Source organism: Streptomyces sp. NPDC002701, from assembly GCF_042889045.1.
Taxonomy (GTDB): Bacteria; Actinomycetota; Actinomycetes; order Streptomycetales; family Streptomycetaceae; genus Streptomyces.
The window spans coordinates 1-18,226 of sequence record NZ_JBIAQL010000031.1; the positions used below are offsets into that span (position 1 = coordinate 1).

17 protein-coding genes and 2 pseudogenes are annotated in these 18,226 nt (G+C 66.7%); 7 read left to right on the forward strand and 12 right to left on the reverse strand.

Annotation, left to right across the window (positions count from 1 at the left end; translation table 11 throughout):
* The first annotated feature begins 713 nt into the window (after positions 1-713).
* Complete coding sequence (locus tag ACFYXC_RS38015) at positions 714-1,523, forward strand: IS5 family transposase (RefSeq protein WP_389557252.1); 810 nt, start codon at positions 714-716, stop codon at positions 1,521-1,523.
* On the opposite strand, the gene ACFYXC_RS38020 is transcribed toward ACFYXC_RS38015, so the two are convergent.
* The 4 genes and pseudogenes from ACFYXC_RS38020 to ACFYXC_RS38035 form a co-directional block, all read right to left on the reverse strand.
* Positions 1,462-1,971, reverse strand: coding sequence for a hypothetical protein (locus ACFYXC_RS38020; protein WP_389557327.1), 510 nt, complete (start codon positions 1,969-1,971; stop codon positions 1,462-1,464). The two genes, ACFYXC_RS38015 and ACFYXC_RS38020, sit on opposite strands and share 62 nt — an antisense overlap.
* Positions 1,972-2,093: 122 nt before the next feature.
* Positions 2,094-2,922 (reverse strand): annotated as a pseudogene (locus ACFYXC_RS38025) (transposase family protein); the annotation flags it as partial.
* A gap of 156 nt (positions 2,923-3,078) precedes the next feature.
* A pseudogene (locus ACFYXC_RS38030) lies at positions 3,079-4,215 on the reverse strand (amidohydrolase family protein).
* A gap of 838 nt (positions 4,216-5,053) precedes the next feature.
* Entirely contained in the window at positions 5,054-5,641 is a 588-nt protein-coding gene (locus tag ACFYXC_RS38035; RefSeq protein ID WP_389557254.1) for a hypothetical protein, read from the reverse strand.
* A 151-nt stretch (positions 5,642-5,792) separates the two neighbouring features.
* Between ACFYXC_RS38035 and ACFYXC_RS38040 the strand changes: the two genes are divergently transcribed.
* From ACFYXC_RS38040 to ACFYXC_RS38060, 5 genes are all read left to right on the forward strand, one after another.
* Entirely contained in the window at positions 5,793-6,299 is a 507-nt protein-coding gene (locus ACFYXC_RS38040) for a GNAT family N-acetyltransferase (RefSeq protein WP_389557256.1), read from the forward strand.
* A 236-nt stretch (positions 6,300-6,535) separates the two neighbouring features.
* On the forward strand, positions 6,536-6,976 hold the full coding sequence (locus ACFYXC_RS38045; protein WP_389557258.1) for a VOC family protein: 441 nt from the start codon (positions 6,536-6,538) through the stop codon (positions 6,974-6,976).
* Positions 6,977-7,340: 364 nt separating this feature from the next.
* Positions 7,341-7,517 carry a helix-turn-helix domain-containing protein gene (locus tag ACFYXC_RS38050; protein WP_389557260.1) on the forward strand — a complete coding sequence of 59 codons (177 nt, stop codon included), beginning with the start codon at positions 7,341-7,343 and terminating at the stop codon, positions 7,515-7,517.
* A 159-nt stretch (positions 7,518-7,676) separates the two neighbouring features.
* Entirely contained in the window at positions 7,677-8,033 is a 357-nt protein-coding gene (locus tag ACFYXC_RS38055) for a PRC-barrel domain-containing protein (protein ID WP_388924419.1), read from the forward strand.
* A gap of 295 nt (positions 8,034-8,328) precedes the next feature.
* Positions 8,329-8,496, forward strand: a complete 168-nt coding sequence (locus ACFYXC_RS38060; RefSeq protein ID WP_389557262.1) for a hypothetical protein — start codon at positions 8,329-8,331, stop codon at positions 8,494-8,496.
* Positions 8,497-8,527: 31 nt separating this feature from the next.
* On the opposite strand, the gene ACFYXC_RS38065 is transcribed toward ACFYXC_RS38060, so the two are convergent.
* The 8 genes from ACFYXC_RS38065 to ACFYXC_RS38100 form a co-directional block, all read right to left on the reverse strand.
* Positions 8,528-9,766, reverse strand: a complete 1,239-nt coding sequence (locus tag ACFYXC_RS38065) for a PP2C family protein-serine/threonine phosphatase (protein ID WP_389557329.1) — start codon at positions 9,764-9,766, stop codon at positions 8,528-8,530.
* Between the two features lie 413 nt (positions 9,767-10,179).
* Positions 10,180-11,310, reverse strand: a complete 1,131-nt coding sequence (locus ACFYXC_RS38070) for an HTTM domain-containing protein (RefSeq protein ID WP_389557264.1) — start codon at positions 11,308-11,310, stop codon at positions 10,180-10,182.
* Positions 11,300-12,049: a DUF5819 family protein gene (locus tag ACFYXC_RS38075; RefSeq protein ID WP_389557266.1), complete on the reverse strand. Its 750-nt coding sequence runs from the start codon at positions 12,047-12,049 to the stop codon at positions 11,300-11,302. Before ACFYXC_RS38075 ends, ACFYXC_RS38070 begins: the two co-directional genes overlap by 11 nt.
* A gap of 95 nt (positions 12,050-12,144) precedes the next feature.
* Entirely contained in the window at positions 12,145-13,431 is a 1,287-nt protein-coding gene (locus ACFYXC_RS38080; RefSeq protein WP_389557268.1) for an ice-binding family protein, read from the reverse strand.
* A 559-nt stretch (positions 13,432-13,990) separates the two neighbouring features.
* Positions 13,991-14,113 (reverse strand): hypothetical protein, encoded by a 123-nt coding sequence (locus ACFYXC_RS38085; RefSeq protein WP_389557270.1) that lies wholly within the window; start codon positions 14,111-14,113, stop codon positions 13,991-13,993.
* A 133-nt stretch (positions 14,114-14,246) separates the two neighbouring features.
* The gene (locus ACFYXC_RS38090; RefSeq protein ID WP_389557272.1) at positions 14,247-14,552 is read right to left on the reverse strand and encodes a hypothetical protein; all 306 of its coding nucleotides are present in this window, start codon (positions 14,550-14,552) and stop codon (positions 14,247-14,249) included.
* A 202-nt stretch (positions 14,553-14,754) separates the two neighbouring features.
* Positions 14,755-15,273: a hypothetical protein gene (locus tag ACFYXC_RS38095; RefSeq protein WP_389557274.1), complete on the reverse strand. Its 519-nt coding sequence runs from the start codon at positions 15,271-15,273 to the stop codon at positions 14,755-14,757.
* Between the two features lie 337 nt (positions 15,274-15,610).
* On the reverse strand, positions 15,611-15,958 hold the full coding sequence (locus tag ACFYXC_RS38100) for an STAS domain-containing protein (protein WP_389557275.1): 348 nt from the start codon (positions 15,956-15,958) through the stop codon (positions 15,611-15,613).
* 1,050 nt (positions 15,959-17,008) lie between these two features.
* Here ACFYXC_RS38100 and ACFYXC_RS38105 point away from each other — a divergent pair.
* Positions 17,009-17,461 (forward strand): hypothetical protein, encoded by a 453-nt coding sequence (locus ACFYXC_RS38105; protein ID WP_389557277.1) that lies wholly within the window; start codon positions 17,009-17,011, stop codon positions 17,459-17,461.
* Positions 17,462-18,226 lie beyond the last annotated feature (765 nt).

Here is an 18,226-nt window from a genome sequence, read left to right on the forward strand (position 1 = left end):
CCACCTGTTCTCCGTCGGCCGCGACGGCCGCACCGTCACCCTCGTCCGCTGGGGCCAGATGGGCGACCTCGAGGACGCCCCGCTGACCGCCTTCCACACCACGACGAAGACCGCCGTCAACAAGCTCCACTGACCCGGGGGCTCCTCCGAGGACTGACCACAGCTCGACAGCGGCGCGGCCGGAACCCGGGCGCGCCGCTGTCGAGCCCACCTGCTCCGCCGGCGGCGACCACTTCCTGGCCTTCACCAGCACCGCCTGCACCCTCATCTGCTACCGCAGACTCGCCAAATGAGATGGTCTAACGAGTTGGTGCCTGATAGCGGATGGGCCATGTTTGTTCTCTTCACGGCGCCCGTCAGGCGGTGATGCTGCGGTCTGATACCAGGGTGGCGATGGCCTGGTAGGTGTCGGAGAGACGGTCGCGGCGGTGGGTCCAGCGTGTCACTGCCTGTTCTCTATCCGCCCGTGTGGTCGGACAGGTTCGAACGCGGTCCTGGTTCGGGTGAGTTGTCCGGGGCGGGTGCATGAAGGAAGGGCCTCTTGGTAGCTCGCGGATGTCGAGTCCAGCGAGAACCAAGAGGCCCTGTTGTCGAAGTGTCGCGGGGTCGTGGTCACCGAGTCCAGTTCGTCCACTCGTGGGTGTGACTGCCTCGCCCACAGGTTCGGGAACGCCGTCGAGTGGCCGCAGCGCCGGCCTCGATACGGCTCGGACATGAGCGATGCCGAGTGGGCCGTGGTGAGGGACCCGCTACCGGTTCCGGGCTCGCTTTCGGGCCGCGGCGGGCGTCCGGAGGGCTACCGCCTCCGGCAAATGATCGACGCGGTGCGCTATCTCGTCGACCACGGCATCAAGTGGCGGGCGATGCCCGCGGACTTCCCACCCTGGCCGCGCGTCTATGCCTTCTTCGCCCGCTGGCAAGACACGGGACTGGTCACCGAGCTGCACGAACGACTGCGGGAGGCTGTCCGCACCGGCGAGGGCCGCAGCACCGAGCCGAGCGCGGGGGTCGTGGACTCGCAGTCGGTGAAGGCGGACGCCACCGTCGCCCACGCCTCGCGCGGCTTCGACGCAGGCAAGAAGATCAACGGCCGCAAGCGGCACCTGCTCACCGACACCCTCGGGCTCCTCCTGGACGTGCAGGTCACCCCTGCATCCACGACCGACCGGGACACCGCCCGGACCCTTCTGCCCGCGGCAAAGAAGGACTTCCGGCACCTGGCACGGGTCTGGGCCGACGGCGGCTACACCGGCCACCTCACCGACTGGACCGCCCAGCACCTGGGAATCGTCCTCGACATCGTCCGCCGCCCGGACGGCGTCCACGGCTTCCAGCCACTGCCCCGCCGCTGGGCCGTGGAACGGTCCTTCGCCTGGCTTCTGCGCAGCCGGCGCCTGGTCCGGGACTACGAACGACGCACCGACACCAGCGAAGCCGTCATCCGCTGGTCGATGATCGCCCTCATGAACCGCCGCCTGGCCGCCCGGCATCATCATCGGGCTGTTCCCGCTCGGGCAGAGTGAACCTGCCCGGCTTCTCCTCGATCAGCCAGCCCCGTTCCACCAGCCGCTTCAGACGAGCCCTCGCGCCCTCGACGCGGGAGGCGGACGCACTGTCCCAGCCCAGCACCACTGCCGCCCGCCGGGCACCCAACCCGTCGGCTCCGGCCTCCGCAGCGGCGGCCATCACCGCCTGATAATCCACCGAGAGATCCTCGAGTCCGGCCGCGTTCTCCCGATGCGGCACCGCACGGCGCGGTCCCACCTGCTTCCTCCGTGACGGACCGACGGCCGTATCGGCAGGTGCTTCCTCTTCGGCCAGCGCCTCCAAATACTGCTCGAGACCGATCGCCCGGCGCCTGAAGACTTCTTCGGCGTCCGCCAAGTCCTCCCTCACCCTCTCGAGTTCAGCTTCAAGCTCCTGCACTCGCACGGCCGCAGCCTTCCGTCGCGCTTCCAGAACCGCCCGCATCGACGGCATCCGACACCCCCACGGCAACTCGATCAGCAACGAGTCGAGGCTTCCGTGACAGTCGCAATCCCATGCTTGACCAGCCGAATCCGCACACGAGGTTCGGAAAGAGAACGACCTCTCAGTTGCTTCCAGCTTTTGTGGTCGGCGAGGGCATGTTCGACCGTGATCCGTTGTGAGGAGTGCTCGTGCCGCTGGTGTTCGTTGTGCTCGAGGAAGGGCAGTGTCGCGCCTGGTCGTAGTTTGCGGGGCTGGGTCAGAGCCTTGCCTCGATGGTCTCTGCTCAGGCCGAGGTAGCCGTCGTCGAGGAGGACCTGGACCCGTTCGAAGGCATGGAAGCATCTGCTGATACCGGCCAGGCGGGCGGCCGTGGCGTCGTGCATGCGCCCAGGCCGTAGGGCATTGGTCCACAGGGTGCGGCCCTGATGGTCGGCGATGACGGTGGCCTTCATCGTGTTCTGCTTCCTCTTGCCCGACACGAACGCCCGCCTGCCGCTGCGGCCTGCAGTCGGGCGGCGGACCTGGACCTCAGTGGCGTCCAGCCGCAGCCGCACCCCCTCGTTCTGGGCGTAGGCGAACACGTCCTCCAGGGTCCGCAGCCGAACACCGGGCCGGTCCGGAACGGCGAACCCCCGCCGCGCCAGGAGCCGACGCACCTCACCGACCGCGCGAGTCACAGTGGAGCGGTCTACTTCATACAGAAGGGCCAGCGCCACGTGCGGGAGGTCGTGACGCAGATGGATGAGCGTGGCTACCAGCTGGTCCACGAAGACCAGCTGATGGCGGGCACCGGCCCCAAGCGCCCGCCTTCTGGCCCCGCCACGTGCCTGATGCGGGCGACTCTCGACCCTCAGCCACCCACGGCCTGGCCAACTCCGCGATCAAAGACGACAGATGAGCCCTCGAGACACCCGTGAACAACGGATGCGTGAGAACCGAGCGGTCCACCATGCCTTTCACCGGCAGAGCATGCCCACCGGCTATCACGCACCAACTCGTTAGAGGGCCTGTATGAGACCACGTTATGGGACAGCCGCGCATCGCATACTTCGGCCGTACTCTCGTATCACAACAAAGAATTCTTTCACTCCGGCCGACGCTGGCGTATCAATTCACGGACACTTTCATTCTGAACAGTTTCTCTGCATTTCGGAACGCAATCTTTTCCTTGTCTTCGCGTGGCAAATCAACTCCGCGGAACCAGTCGGTCTGCTCTTTTATGTCCGCGAACGGGTAGTCGGTTGCGAACATCACGCGATCCACGCTTATGTACTTCAGTAGGAGATTGAGCAGTTCGGTCTGGGGGAATGCGCTGGTTGTGATCCAGAAGTTGTCCTGGAAGTATTGCCCGATGGGCTTCTCGAGCGAGTCTTTGGTCGGCTCGCCCATGTCATTGGCGATCCGCTCGTAGTAGAAGGGAAGACCTTCGCCCATGTGGCCGATGATGATTTTCAGTTTGGGGAATCTGTCGAAAACCCCGTACGCGATCATCCGAATGCATTGGGTCAGCACCTCCTGGTGCCAGCCATATCCAGACCCACTGAAAATGTAGTCTTGGTACTCTTCAGTTTATTTGGACCGTGTGGTGCTGTAGTAGATCTCGAAGACCTCGTCAGCTGGATAGCCGGGATGCAGGTAGATCGGCACATCGAGAGCAACGGCACGTGCCAGCACAGGCTCGAAATCGGGATGATCGAGATACTTCTTCGATATGTGTCCGTTGGTCAGTGCGCCCAAGAAGCCGTCTTCCCGAACCGAGCGTTCCAGTTCGTCCGCCGCCGCCTCCGGGCTCCGCAAGGGCAAGGTTGCGAAAGCCTTGAAGCGGCCCGGATATTTGGCGATCGGCCCGTCTGCAAGTTGCCGGTTAAGACGATAGGCAAGGTCGATGCCCCTCTGCCCAGGGACATTCTGTACGGAGGGTGTATGGGCCGAGAGGATTTGAACATTGAGTCCTCCCGCATCCATATCGCCGATGCGACGTTGGCCTACATCGGAAAGGCCAATTTCCTCAAGGAACGCTATGTGATCCTGATTGATGGAGTTCAGCTTCAACAACGTGGGAGTCGAAAAGGTCTCCTCCGTGCCGATGAATGGCAGGTCCTGGTCCCGCCGTGAAATGTCCGAGGTCTTGTCCGAAGTCTTGTTCTCGCTCACTTCCGAGAGAATGGCGTGCGTGGACAAGCCGGCACCAATGCCTAGTGCGGTGCTGGCGGTGAGAAAGCCGCGGCGTCCCATGGGCTTCATGTCAGTCCCTCTCTTCAGGAATTTGTGGGGTGAGGTATCCGTACGGCATCCGTCTGCGAGATGCTTCAGGGGTCTTCGCGTCCTGCTCGCGCACCACGGCAGCGCTCAGGCCAAGGAATCGCTCGCCGGTGCGCAGCTGCTGTGGTGGGCCCCGCAATGTTGTCGGCGTGTGACCCCGCATGCGGCGACAGGGAACGCCGTCGCCAGCGCCCTGCTGGCCGCCTCGAACCGCAACCGGCCGGGCTGCGTTTTCCCCGATGATGCTGCGTCGACTGCCATCACTAGCCTCCTGCATACGGATTGCATCGCTTATCCGCATGTCTACTTCCTACCGAGCGAACCTGAGACGAACGTTAAAGAGCTGCTCACGCGCTCTGCCATATGATCAGTTGTGGGAGCTTCTCGAGCCGTTGCTTCCGCCGTGGCCCGATGCAGACGCCCGGTCCGCGGTCGATGCCGGATCGGCAGTGCGTGCAGCGCATCTATTGCCCAGGTCCGCGACGAGGGGATCCTCGCGACATGCAGCACGTGGATGTTCACGCAGGCGAGCGGAGTAGAGCCCGGCCGCCTCAACCGGGCGCTGGAGAGGGCAGGGTTCTTCCGGAGGACGAGACCGAGGGCGACTTCGATGACGCGCTCGCAGCGCTGAACGCGGTGGAGAGCGAGTTCGGCCTGGCGGTGGAGCCGGGGCCGTCGTGGGGCCGCTGCCGATCGTGATTGTGCCGGTTCGGCCGGACTGAACGGTCGGCAGCGGCAGTCACGACTGGGTCAGGAGGTGCCCCTCAGCCAGAAGCCGTCGTTGTCGGCCAGCCGTGCCGCCTTGACGAAGACGCCATAGCTACTGCCCGTCGGAGTTGAGAGGGCCGCGAATGTGACCCCGTACGCATTTCTCGGTCTCGGCCACGGTCCCAATGGGTGTCACTGTCTGCCAGTCAGACGCCAGACCGCCGGTGGTGTTCTTCCGGACGGAAGTCACCTGAGCACAGTTCCGGCCGTCCGCGACACCGTTGAGCGCTCCGCCTTCATAGGTGCCGGTGAAGGGGAACTCGTCGCAGGTGTCCTCGGTGATTGCGGGGTCTGCGGTGAACCTGGTTGCTCCGCAGATGGGTTGACGGTTGGCTGCGCTGTCCCTGGTGTTGTGAAGCCGGTGAAGCGGCTGGCCTGAGTTCCTCAGACCCCAGCGCCCGGAGAGGTCCGTCTGCGCCCAGTCGATCATGTCTGCAGATGACCCGTACTGAGCACGCGAGACGTTGAAGGTCGGCATGACCCAGTTGGCGGCGCAGTCGGACGTGTTAGCCACGGACAGTTCATCATCGCAGCAAATCCTGGAGGCCCACGTCGCCGGAGGCGTGATCTCGGGGGAGCCGGCTGCGTCGAGATCCAGTGTGTAGTCCAGGTCGAGGTAGTCGTACGCAGCCGCGGGCACATCGGACCACCCGGAAGGACTGGCCCGGCATCCTCCGTGAGTTCATCACCGACCCGCACCCGTGAGCGGTGCAGTATCGCGTAGGTTATGCAGGACTGACCGTTGGCCGGGCGGAGCTGGAGCACACGAGAAAGCCGCTGAAAGTGAGATCATGCGAACCGATATCAAGCTGTGCCTCCTCAACCAGCATCTGCTCGCGGAACTGCTGCATGCAGCCGTCACAGACGCCGACCCGTTAGAGGTGATGCCACCCGTAAAGGGACCGGACGGCTGGACGCCAAAGCGTCAGGCAGCATTCGTGCAGTTCCACGAGTCGCGTTCCCTCTCGGCAGACCCGGTGGAGACCACCTTCGCCATCACCGTCGCAGGCAAGGTCGCCGGGGCTGCGCGCCTATGTCCTATGGGCGGGCAGCCCGGTACGGCGGAAGCCGGCGTGTGGATCGGCCGGTCCCATCGAGGCGCAGGCGTGGGAACAGCTGTACTCGAACTCCTCCTGAGCAGAGCCAGAGCGGAGGATTTCACCACCGTATACGTCAGTACTACGCCGGACAACACGGCAGTGCGGTCTCTGTTGTCTGCAAGGGGCGTCGATCTCGTGCCTGACGGTGAGGCGCTCACGGCGCACATGAACCTCACTACTGGTCCGCAGGGTACATAGTGTGTGAGCTTTCGGTTTTGCCACCCGCGACCTCGCTGCAGGGCGAGCGTTGCGGCGGCCCGGCAGCAGTCGGCGACCACGACACCAAGGGGTGCTGTCGGTGTCGGAAACCGCCTTGGGCCCTCCAAACCGACCCCGACAGTGCCGCACCAGCCACACGAAACGTCACCGGCAGCTCGCGAATGGTTTTGGCCGGCGCCCAGGCGCAGAGCTGTCCAAGTTTGTAGCCTCGGCTTATGCAACTAGTGCGCAACGTGATCGTGTTCGATGCAGCCGACCTGACTACTGAGAGCGCGTTCTGGGCTGGAATCTTCGGTGGCCATGTCCTGGAGGACGAGGCGTGGCACAGTGTTATCGACGCCGAGGGGGAGTGGCGGGTCGGTGTACAACTTGCACCGGACCACGTTCCTCCTGAATGGCCACATGGAGTCCCCCAGCAAGTGCATCTCGACCTCCATGTCAATGACCCACGAGCTGCGCACGATGAGGTAATCGCCCTTGGCGCCCGCCTGCTCCAGCCAGCTCCTGACCTGGACAGTAAGGAGGGACACCAGGTCTACGCCGACCCGGCCGGCCACCCATTCTGCATCGGCTGGGGACACCCTTCCCGGAAGACGCTAGCCGTGTTCGTTGCCAACCAGCTGCGACTAAAGGATCATGTCGGAGCAGACGGATAACACCGAAACGGCATCTGATCAGCCGGTGTAAGGGCCTGGCCAGAGCAGGAGCGGGTTGGCTCCAGCACGGACAACGCTCTTTCAGAGGTCCTTCAATGCGACTGCGAAACGCTGCAAGGGCCGAAATGAACTGGCCCAACGAGCAGGCCGGACTGGACGTCTTCCGGCGGTCGCAACACCCGATGCCGCCACTCTCGCCTCGGACAGGAGTCACAGCTCGCCTTGGAGAGCACCTTCCAGGAGCCCTTGATCTTCTGTGTCAGGAATCCTGTTCAGTTGTAGGGTTGCCTGATGACGCGTATTGGCTGGGCGAGGGGCCTGGTTGATCTCGTCGGATGCGTGACGAGCTGCGCTGGAGGGTCGGGTGCGGCGCCGTTCGACCCCACAGGCATGGGCTTTGTGGTGCCGGATCATCCTGGCCTGCGCGAGCGGTGCGTCGAATAAGGATGTGGCCGCTCAGCTCGGTTCGACACCGCATGCGGTGGGCCGCTGGAGGAAGCGATTCGTCGAGCACCACATCGCCGGCTTAGACGTCCCGTGACGTCAGGCACTGACAGAGTGACGGTGACTCGCCCGGACCGCGGTTCGAAAGGGCCGCCAGCATCGGCCTCTCGGGCGGGTGTAACGCCTCGTGGTCAGGTAAGAAGGGAAAGAAGGACGAGGCAGTGGTCCTCCAATGGGCTGCGACGGAGGGATCCCCATGTTCGAGGCGGAAGACATCAGGAAGTGGCGCGGCCACGACGTGGTCGACCCGGAAGGACACAAGATCGGTGTCCTGGAGGCGATCTACGTCGACACGGTCACGGACCAGCCCTCCTTCGCGACGGTCACGGTGGGCCTGCCGACCCGACACCGGCTCGTGTTCGTCCCGCTGGGCGACGCGACGGTCGGTCCCGGCTATGTGAAGGTCGTCCACGACAAGAAGCAGGTCAAGGACGCGCCGTCGATCGACACGGACGGCGAGCTGCCGGCCGAGGACGAGAAATCGGTCTTCGCCCACTACGGGCTGGCCTATCGGGCGGGCGCGAACGGTGAACGGTGCCTCGCCCGTCGCTGAGGTGCTGTGCGCCTGTGCTCCTGTGTCCTGGCATTCCACGGACCTGAGGCGCAGCGACCCTGACGCACTGTGGCGCCGACAGCACGGGTCCCCACCGCTACTGCCGTGTGACGTCACCCACGGCGCGTCCCGAGGACCACCCGGTGCGGCCGAGTCGGCCCGTCCGGTCCGAGCCGATCCCCTCCGCCACATCTCGACAGCCCCAGTGCGTCCCGACCCTGCCCCCCGACCTGGCCGACCGATCCGGCCGACCCAGGTGCTTCCCACCAGCGACTTCTACCACGAGGTGACACGAATGGCTCTCTTTCTCCTGCTGGTCATTGTGGCCATCGTGCTCGGCATCGTCGGGGTGGTGGCGAAGGGCCTGTTCTACCTGCTGGTCATCGGCGTGGTGGTTCTGGTAGTCGACCTCGTCCTGCTCGGCGTAATCATGGGCCGTCGCCGCAGGCGGCTCCCCCGCTGACACGAAGTGCCCGGTCGCGCCTTCGGTTCGTTCAGCCGCCGGGACGGGTCGGACCGGTGCGGGACGCCGCGGAGGCATCGGCGAGGTCGGCGCCCGTGTCGGCGTCCCGCCGGGAGGCGCCTACGCCGTGCCAGTCCAGGCACATGACGGTCGCGTCGTCCTGCAGGTGGCCCTCGTTGACGTCCACGATTGCCCCGATGAGGGTACGGGCGGCCTCGCGGGGATGCAACGCGCGGGTGCGCACGATCAGCTCCGCCAGATCCAGGCTGTTGGCGTTGCGCTCCAACATGCCGTCGGTCAGCATCACCAGCCGGTCGCCCGGCCGCAGATCCAGCGACTGGACCTGGTAGGTGTGCGGGGTGTGGAAGCCGAACGGCATGTCCACCTTCGGAGTGAGCTCCCGCACCTGTCCGTCCCGCATGCGCAGCGGCCAGGGGTGCCCGGCGTTGATGAACTCGGTCCTGCCGTCGATCAGGCTGATGCGCAGGAGCTGTCCGGTGACGTAGCCCTGGCGGCCGTGCTCACGCATCGCCCGGTCGGCCTCGATGGCCTGATCGGCGAGGCCGGCACCGGCCCGCCGTGACCGGCGCAGGGCACCCACCAGCAAGGTGGCCAGCAGCGCGGCCTCGACGTCGTGGCCCATGGCGTCGGTGACGGAGAGCTGGACCGTGTCCCGGTCGATCACGTAGTCGAAGGTGTCACCCCCCACGTGGTCGGCCGGCTCCAGTGCGCCGGCCACCGCGAACTGTGCCGCCTCGCACGTCAGGGATGCCGGGAGCAGCCGGTGCTGGATCTCCGCGGCCAGGCTCAGCGGGATGGTGCGGCGGCCCCACTGGTAGACGTCGGTGTAGGACCGGTTCGCGATGACGATGTACGCCAGGGCGTGCGCGGTCTCGCCGATCTCCCGCATCACCTCCGCGTCCGGCGCCGCGGGCAGGAACAGTTCGAGGAGCCCGATGGCCTCCCCACGGTTGGTTACCGGGGCGACGATCCTTACCAGCGCGCCCTCGCCCTTGTCCTCCGTGCTCGGCCGCTGGGTGCGGATCACGTTGTCGTACAGGGAACCCCGCAGCGCGATGCGCTGGGCGGGCTCATCGGTGTCCACGCTGCCGGCCGATCCCAGCCGTACGACCGAACCGCCGGTGAAGTCGGTGATGAGGAATGAGACCGCCGCGGCTCCGAGCCGGTCCTTGAGCATGCGCGCGACGACGTCGAGCGACTCCACGGGAGCCGCGGCCTCCGCCGCCGCCAATGTCCCCGCCAAGGTCATCTTTCCGCCCTGTCCGCCCCCGGGAGTACGGGCAGTCGGCTCACCGTTCCCGTCGGGCTCGCCTACGGTCACGGTGACTCCTCGCTGCTCGCTGGTGATCGAGGCTCCGGCCCGGATGAGCGAGAGGGTGGTGCCGAGCCCGGTATGGGCCGATGTCATTGGACCACAGAGCCGCTGAACGGATGTGCCTGTCGACCGATCGCCCTGTCGGACGGTCCGCAGCCTTGCGGAGATCGGTCGGCGTCCCAGCCATCCGTCCCACCCGGGGTTCATGTCCGGCCGGCATTGCAGATGTCCCCGTGGTGCCGGGCTGTCGGCCGGTGCCGCACTCCAGGCACTGCCCGGCGCGGCCGGATCGCCGCGGTGACGCGGGGTCGGCCGACGACGGGGACGTCACGTCGGTCGTGGGGCCGTCAACGGGTGGAAGATGCTTGCTGAGGCGGCACGAATGCCGGCTCGGCGCCCGCACGAACCCGCCACCTCGTCGGCGTGAGCCGTCGGCCGATGCGTCGCGACACCTGTCCCAGGTGCCGGTAGAAGCGGTCCGGCAGGAACACCGCGTCCGCCACGATCATCGCGCCGGAGAAGAGCGGAAGTCCCATGAGCACCGCGATACCGAGGTGCATGCCGAACAACAGGGCCAGAACCGGGTACTTGAGCCGCCCGAACAGGACGAACGGGAACGCGACCTGCAACAGCACGGTCAGGCAGCAGACGACGGCAATCAATACGTCGTGCTCGTCCGCCAGGAGCGAGAGCTCGGGCCAGGGCCGGAACAGGTCGAGGTTCAACACGTAATGGAGTGCGGTCCCGTTGCCCCAGGTGTCGCCCTGCACCTTGTAGAGCCCTGCGGAACCGTAGAGGAAGCAGACCTGGGCCGCGATGACGAACATGCCGCAGTTGTGCAGGACCGCTACCAACGTCCGTCGGGACTGACCCAATTGCCGCTGGAAGTGTTCTGGGGCGGGGCTCGTCGCGTCCTTCTCCGTCCTCCCCGCGCAGGCTCGCGTCCGGTACCGGCGCGCGTCCAGGGACCAGCGTCGGCCGCATGCGGTGAGGACGAGGTACACGGCCATGAGGAGGATGAGGTTGTCTCCTCCGTCGGTCATGAAGATGGCCCTCGCGTGGAAGGACGCGACCATGACGGCGAAGAGCACGGACATCACCCTGGTTCGCCAGCCCAGCAGGAACAGCGCCGACGTGACGAGGGCTGCCGCGTAACAGATCTCGAAGTACACGCGGCTGTCGGACAGGGTGAGGATGCTGGCCCACCCCGTCTGGTCGAACAGCTGCCTGGCCAGCTCGGGTGTCCACGGTGATCCGGGACCCCAGATCTCGTTGCGGTGCGGAAACTCGCGCAGCAGGAAGACAAAGTAGAGAAGCCCGTAGCCGATTCGCAGCGCCGCCGCGCCACAGAGGGCGACCGGCCGCTCGGTCAGGTCGCCGAGAAGCGCGCCGACCCGCTCCGCCGCGCTCTGCGGCACGTCGGCGTCCGCCCTTTCGGGAACACGCCGGTGCGGCGCAACCGACTGTTCAGTTTCCATCGGAGTTCACCTTCCACCAGGGCAGGTACCGTGTTTCGGCGGCTGTCGCCGCGGCGGCGGCCGAGCCGGGGCTGTCGGCCGCGGCGATCGGCCGTGTGATCACCCGTAGCTGGACGGACTCGAAGACGCCGTCACGCTGCGTGGCGACGCGCTGGACCGCGATGTTGGTCAGGTATCGCCGCATCATGAGCGCCCGCTCCGAGCGTGGCCGGTCGTCGTCTCCATGGGTCTCCAGGTACGAACTCCAGGCCCGCCGCAGCGTGTTCTGTGCCGAGTGGCTCGGGAAGACGTTGTGTCTCACCGCGGAGTTGTCGACGGCGGTCAGATCGAACCAGCCGCTCACCCGCACAGTCCCGTCCGGATCGGTGTGCGCGGTCCTCGCCATGATCTGTCGGTTGACCGACTCGGGGTTCGGCGCGAAGAGCCGCCAGTTCTGTTCGAAGAGGGGGAAGACCCACGCGTTGATCTGCCGGCTGTACTGCTGGGAGAGCGGGTTCGGGGGTGCCACGTGCAAGAACACGAGGAACACGTGGGCCAGGGCCGTCGCCATGCACAGGACCACAGCGGCTCCCGTGCCCGTCCTCAGAACCCGCATGGGGCGGGTCGGACGGCTTGGATCCGCCGGCAACCCGGCAGGCCCGCCGTCCCCGAACGAGGCCGCCTCCGCGCCGCGCCGGTCCGGCTTCTCGACCTCCGCCGTTCCCGCGCCCCCTCGCATGGCCTCACCCGGCTTTTCCATCACTGCTCCTTCGTCTCCCGGAACTTCAAGGACGGCGCGCGACGGAGTCGATGTCGATCCGTCGCGCGCCGTCCGCACCGCCCGCGCACAAGGAGCTAGGCGGACTTCTCCTTGTGGTGGTCCCTGCGCTTGTCGGCATGCTCGTCGTGGTGGCCGGGCTTGCCGTGCTCGTCGGGCCGGTCGCCGTAGCCGCCGTGGTCGTGGTGACCCGGCTTGCCGGGCTTCCCGCCGCCGTGGTCGTGACCGTGTCCGCCGCTGGTGCCGCCGTGACCGTGTCCGCCGCCGGTGCCCCCGTGACCGTTCCCGCCGGTGGTGCCGCCGTGGCCGCCGCCGGTGGAGCCACCTGCGGTACCGCCGGTGGTGGCGCCCGTGGTTCCGCCTGTGGTGACACCCGCGATGAGACCGCCCAGGGCCCCGCCGGTTCCGCCGCCCGTCGGCACGCCGCCGATGATGCCGACGGTGGTGCTGCCCGTGGTGCCCGCCGTGGTGGCACCACCGGTCGTGACACCGGCGATCACACCACCCGAGATGAGACCACCGGTGGTCGTGCCCGCCGTCGTGCCGGTGGTCGTGCCGCCGGTGGTGCCACCGGTCCCGCACGGCCCCTGGAAGATCCTGTTGGAGTCCAGCGTCACGGCGCCGTCACCTCGTCCGCCGGCATCGGCCAGCAGCCGGCCGTTGATGGTCGCTCCCGTGGTGGCGGTGATGGAGGTGTCGGCCAGGATGGTGCCCACGAACGTGGAGTCGGTACCCAGCGTGGCCGAGCTGCCCACCTGCCAGTACACGTTGCACGGCGAGGCGCCGTTGACGAGGCTCACCGAGCTGGCGGATGCCGTCGTCAGCGACGAACCGATCTGGAACACCCAGACGGCGCTGGGGTCGCCCTGGGCGTCCAGGGTGAGGGTGCCGGTGATCTGCGCGGAGCTGTTGGCCCGGTAGAGGCCCGGCGTCAGCGTCTGCCCGCCGAACTCGTGGGGAGCATCGTTGTACACCGCATCCGTCAGGGCCTGCGAGGCGGCCTGGTTGTACGCCGTGGTCAGATCGCTCTTGGCCTGGCCCGCGACGGCGTCCGCGGAGTGCAGCGTCCCGGGCGGGGTCACGATGCCGGGCCCTCCGTCGGAGGTGGCGAACCCGGTGATGGCCGTACCGGGGCTCACTCCGACACTGAGGCCGTTGACCACGGTGGGACCGGTGTTGGTGACTGTCGCACCGGCCAGTACTCCGAAACTGGCCGCCGTACCCAGTGGCACAGGGGTCGCAACGGCGTTCGCGCGTGTCGGTGTCACCGCCAGCACGGCAGCAGCAATCACCACGGCCATTGCCGCGGCGATCCAGAGCGACATGGCGCGCCGTACTGGCGCGTCGGGGATGTTCAGCGTCATCGGTGGGCCAACTCCTGTGAGGGGATGGTTCCTGCCTGGCGGTTCTGATCGCGGAATCGCCTGCTTCTGGCGTTGAAATATAATGCGGATGGCGAATCCGTACGCGGGTCCATTCGACCGGAATCCCCGCAATCGGTGGGCAGGTCGAGAAATACATAGAAATACTTAAAGGGCTGGATGGAGTCGCATTCCGGTCGGCGGTCGCGGCGGGCCGGGGGAGTGTTTGTGCTCCCGTGGGCGGCGCGCGGTCGAGTCGTTCCCGGATGTGCCCCGTCGTGGTTCTACGGCTGCGCCGGGGTCATGCCCCGCAGGTTCGGGGAGGCGCGATCCGAAGTACTGTGCGATCTTCCGCAGCTGCCGGAAGGCCCGCGACCGATCCCTCGGAATCCAGCGACGGACGGGCCGCGGCGACAGTATGAATATCGAATTCGGACCGGTTCACTCTCACGTGCGAGCCCCCATAGGAGTGAATCCGGCGTGTTCAGGTCGGACGTGCCGGTATCGATGACTCTCCGGACGGGGAATGCGTCCATGCGTACGCGTGCAGGATCTTTTCTCGTCAACTCTTGCCGTTGTCGAATTCTTCTGCGTCCTGTGCTGCCGGTGGCGCGGGCTGCTGGTGCGGGCCGGGCGGCACGGTCTGGAGGTTGTCGTGGTCGTCGCGCAGGGTTGCAAAGGTCATCCTGAGGCGGTCGGCGAGCGCATCAACCGCCCGTATCGCTCTGCTGAACGGCCCGGGTGGACAGGCCAGCGGACGCCCCCTCAAGGCCCTGTTCTCGTATAGCTACCGCCAGGTGGTGTGTAGCGCTGAGTAACTACTTGGGGCTGTGGTCGCGCTGCTGGAGGGCGGCGAAGTCGGCGTGTGCCGTTTCGACGGCCTCCGGGTACGCCTGGGTCTTCTCGTGCTCGGCCAGCGCCCGGTAGATGCTGGAGACGCTGGGACTCTGTCCCTTGCGGCGGCCAGTGGGGATGAGGAAGAACCCGAACAGCAGGCGCCCCGGTCCACTGGGGTCGTACATCCCCTGGCGAGGGCCGGCGAGCATCTCCAGGACCAGGCCGTGGGCGGTGAGGTGATCGGCGAGCGCTGTCAGCTCAGCGGCGTCGCGTCCCAGACACTTCATCTCGTTCACCGTGAAGATGACGCGGCAGTGCGGGGCGTGGGCCTTGATCTCCCTCGCGGCGGCGAGCGCGGCTTCGAACTGCGGGCGGACCCGCTTTCGTCGACTGTTCTTGATCTTGCTCCGAGAAAGGGTCGTTTCTGGGAAGACCTGTCCCGCGTGCCTGAGCGCCGGGTGGCGGGTCCGGACGCGTCGGACCCCCGGCTCAGTCGTGGGGGGTGTCGGCCGGATGTGTAGTCGGGGCGGGGGCGGTCTGCCAGGAGCTGAGGATCCGCAGTGCGTGGTCCTCAGGGGTGCCAGGTTCGGCGGTGAGGATCATGAACATAACGTCGGGGTCGTTCGGACTGGTCCAGGTGTCGCAGTCGAGGGTGAGGGGGCCGACGAGGGGGTGCCGGAAGCGTTTGGGGCCGTAGGTGGTGTGGGAGACGATCCGTCCGTTCCACCACTCGCGGAATTCGGGGCTGCGTACCGACAGCTCGCCGACCAGTGTGGCCAGGCGCGGGTCGTCGGGGTTGCTGGCCGTCTCCATCCGCAGCAGTGCCGCGCTGAGCCGGCCCGTGTCCTCCCAGTCGGTGAAGAGGCTGCGCATGGCCCGGTCGAGGAACAGCAGTCTGGTGTAGTTGCGCTCGGATGGCGTCAGCTTGCCGAAGTCCTGGTAGAGGGCCGCTGCGGCCGTGTTCCAGGCGAGGATGTCGTTGTAGCGGCCCAGCACCGTCGCCGGCAAGTGGCCGAGGGCGTCGTTCCGATCCGGACATCACGCGACGCCGTACAGGCGCGGCCGTCCGATCGTCTCGGTCATGTCCGTGGCCTTGTCGAGCATCTGCTGGACCCGCTTGCGGCTGAAGGAGACGAGGAGCAGAGCGAGGGTGTAGACGGCCTGTGGATGCGGTCGCGGACCTCCAGCGACCCGCCGCCGATCAACTCGCGCATCGTCACCTCGCCCCGGGCCAACCGGCGGGCGGCTGTGCGGAGCGCCCCAGGATCAGCCCGATGGCCTTGCCGGCACGCACTGCGGGCTCGGCGACGGCGGCTGTTTCCGTGACGTTGTCAGGTGGTGTGGCTCAGCCGCACGGGGCGGTTTCTGCGTCGATGACGCTGTCGTAGAGCCGCAGGACCTGATCCGTACCGGTCCTGCGGAAGGTCTGCTGCAGTTGTTCGGGTACGCCCGCCAGCCTCAGCACAGCTCCGAGGGCGTGCGCCTGCCGCCGGGCGGCAAGTAGCACGTTCAGTCCGGCTGAGTCGCAGAACGAGACCCCGGCCAGGTCCAGCACGATGACGCGGGCAGGCGGCACGATCAGTTGCCGGAACCGGGCCCGAAAGAGAGGCACGGTGCTCTGGGCCATTTCACCGCTGACCCTGGCTACCAGGCAGTGCAGGGAGGGAACCACCTCGACCGAGGAATCAGCCACAGCGCTCCTCCTGATCTGCCGTGAGGAACAGCCTAACCTCGACGCGGTGGGTGCAGGGTGGACCGAGGCGGCGTTGTCGTCATCGCTGAAGGGGACAGGGATGACGAGCGGAGGCTTGTGGTGTGTCATCGGCCGTCTCCTCCACCCGCTGCCGCGTCCCGCGGCCACCTGGCCGGCTGTCGCACCTGTGCGACAGCCGCCCGTCCGGTCCAGGCGTCGTCGGGGTGTGTGAACCACGGGAATCTAGTGGTCAGCTCGTTGAGCGCGAGAAGCCTGCCGATGGAGGGCTGGTCATGGACCAGGCGCAGCCCGCAGCCCACCTGCTCACACCGCTTTTGAGCGGTGCACAGTTCGTACAGCGGGCGTAGTCCATAAAGGTCACACTGCTGAAGCCGACGATGAGCCAGGCATCCAGCGTGCTGCGACAGGTTCCCCGCAACAGGAGTGCGAGGGCACCACGGGAGGCGCCGTCGAACTTTCCGCGCGGTCGGACCAGGCGGCGTTCGCCCTTTGTGACGGGCCAGGGGGCGGCGAAACAGGTACGACTCGCTCGTGTTGCCGCCGCAGGGGCGGTAAATGATCCCGGCGTGTGAGGGTGGCGTGGTGGCGATGGCCTCTTCAGGTTGCGGCGGTCGCAGGGCCCTGCGCTGATCCCTGACAGTGATGATGAGCACTGGCTCCAATGAGCCGGCGGACCCGGCGGTCCAGTGCTCCAAGGGACGCACAGGGTCCCGCTCCATCCACGGAAGGAATACCGACGCCCGGCGTTTGTGCGCCACAGACTCGCTCTGCTGCAGGAAAGCCTCAGGCAGTCAACGCCTGACTGATACGGAGAGGCTACCTTCGAACATAGAGTACTCAGTCACCTACCGCACAGGTATCGCATCGACTGGTACGAAACACGACCAGGCAGACGCCGCTCAAGGATGCTCCCGCCGGGTCCGTAAAACGTTCAGTCTGACTTCCGATCACGGAGGATGCACCGATGACCAGTGAGAACGTGTTCGAATTCGAAGCCGTCGAGCCCACGAAGGCGGTCCAGCGAAGGCCGTGGACGATCAACTGATCGAAGAGCTGGTGGACCGCGCCCAGGTCGAGGGCCTGCAAACAGCCGGTGACGGTCAGCTGCAGCAGCTGACCAACCGGCTGCTGGAGTCCGCTCCGGAATTCGATATCCCCCTCCGGCGCGGGCATCGCGCTACGAACAACGGCCTTAACGGGGCCGGATCAAAGCGGTCGGCTGCGGTCGCTGCTGGCCGACCTGCCGCTCCCATGCGTGCCTACGTCCGCCCATGCCATCTGCGTCTGACCGGACTTGCCAAGAGCAGTGGGTTATGGCGGCTGCTCTCCGGCGGCGGCCTCGTTGAGGGCTTGGCGCCGAACGGCCAGGGTGGTCAGGTCCGCGTCCCGTACGAATCTCTCCATCAAAACGCCCGCCCGCCAGTAGTCCACATTCCGGACCGCCGCGACGATCTCCACGATCGCCGCGCTTTGTTCTGTTGACGAGGCATGCACTGAGGCGTCCTTTCCCGTGTGGTTCATTGCCGTGCACGGCTCCGGGTGCAACGTCTTCAGCCGCACGACGATGGTCTGCCGTCAGGCCCGCGATGTGCTCGGACGTTATACCCGCCCGGGCTTCACAACGGATGCAGCAGTCGTCCCACATCAGCTGGACGAGGCGCTTTGGGGGCATAACCCGAACCCGGGTGCCTCACGTAGCCGGATCGACCGGATCCGGCGGCACGCTCGGCAGAATGCCAGCAGGCACCGGTCGTTGAGCGTGGCCGATCTCGCGCCAGCAGGCAAGCAGTGCGGCCCTGTCCGCCCGGGCAACCCGAACCGCTCGGATGCCCGACAAAGGTCCTCGTCGTCGGACTCGGTGCGGGGCATGCCGTACTCAGGGCGGCGATACTGGTCTATACGCCGGGCCCTGCATGCCCTTTCAGTGGATGTGGTGGAGGACCGGTCAGTCCCTTGGAGCAGTGGACTGCCGGGCCGCCCATGTCCCCGGTCGCTTGGAGGGAGCGCTCAGCAGTGGTGTCCGGGGGGCGTCGCTGCGCAGGGCACGCGGCCATCGCAGGTGAAGCGTGCGAAGCGCCGGCCGCCGCCATGGCACCGGCCTCAACACATTTCACCTGCCACACCGCACTTCGCGCGCTTGCACGTCGAGTTCGTTCGAGCTTCCGGCCGGAGCGCGAACGACACCATCGCGTCGAACCGGGCAGCGAGCAGGGCGGCGCCGCGGACCGAGATCCGCGTACGCGCGCA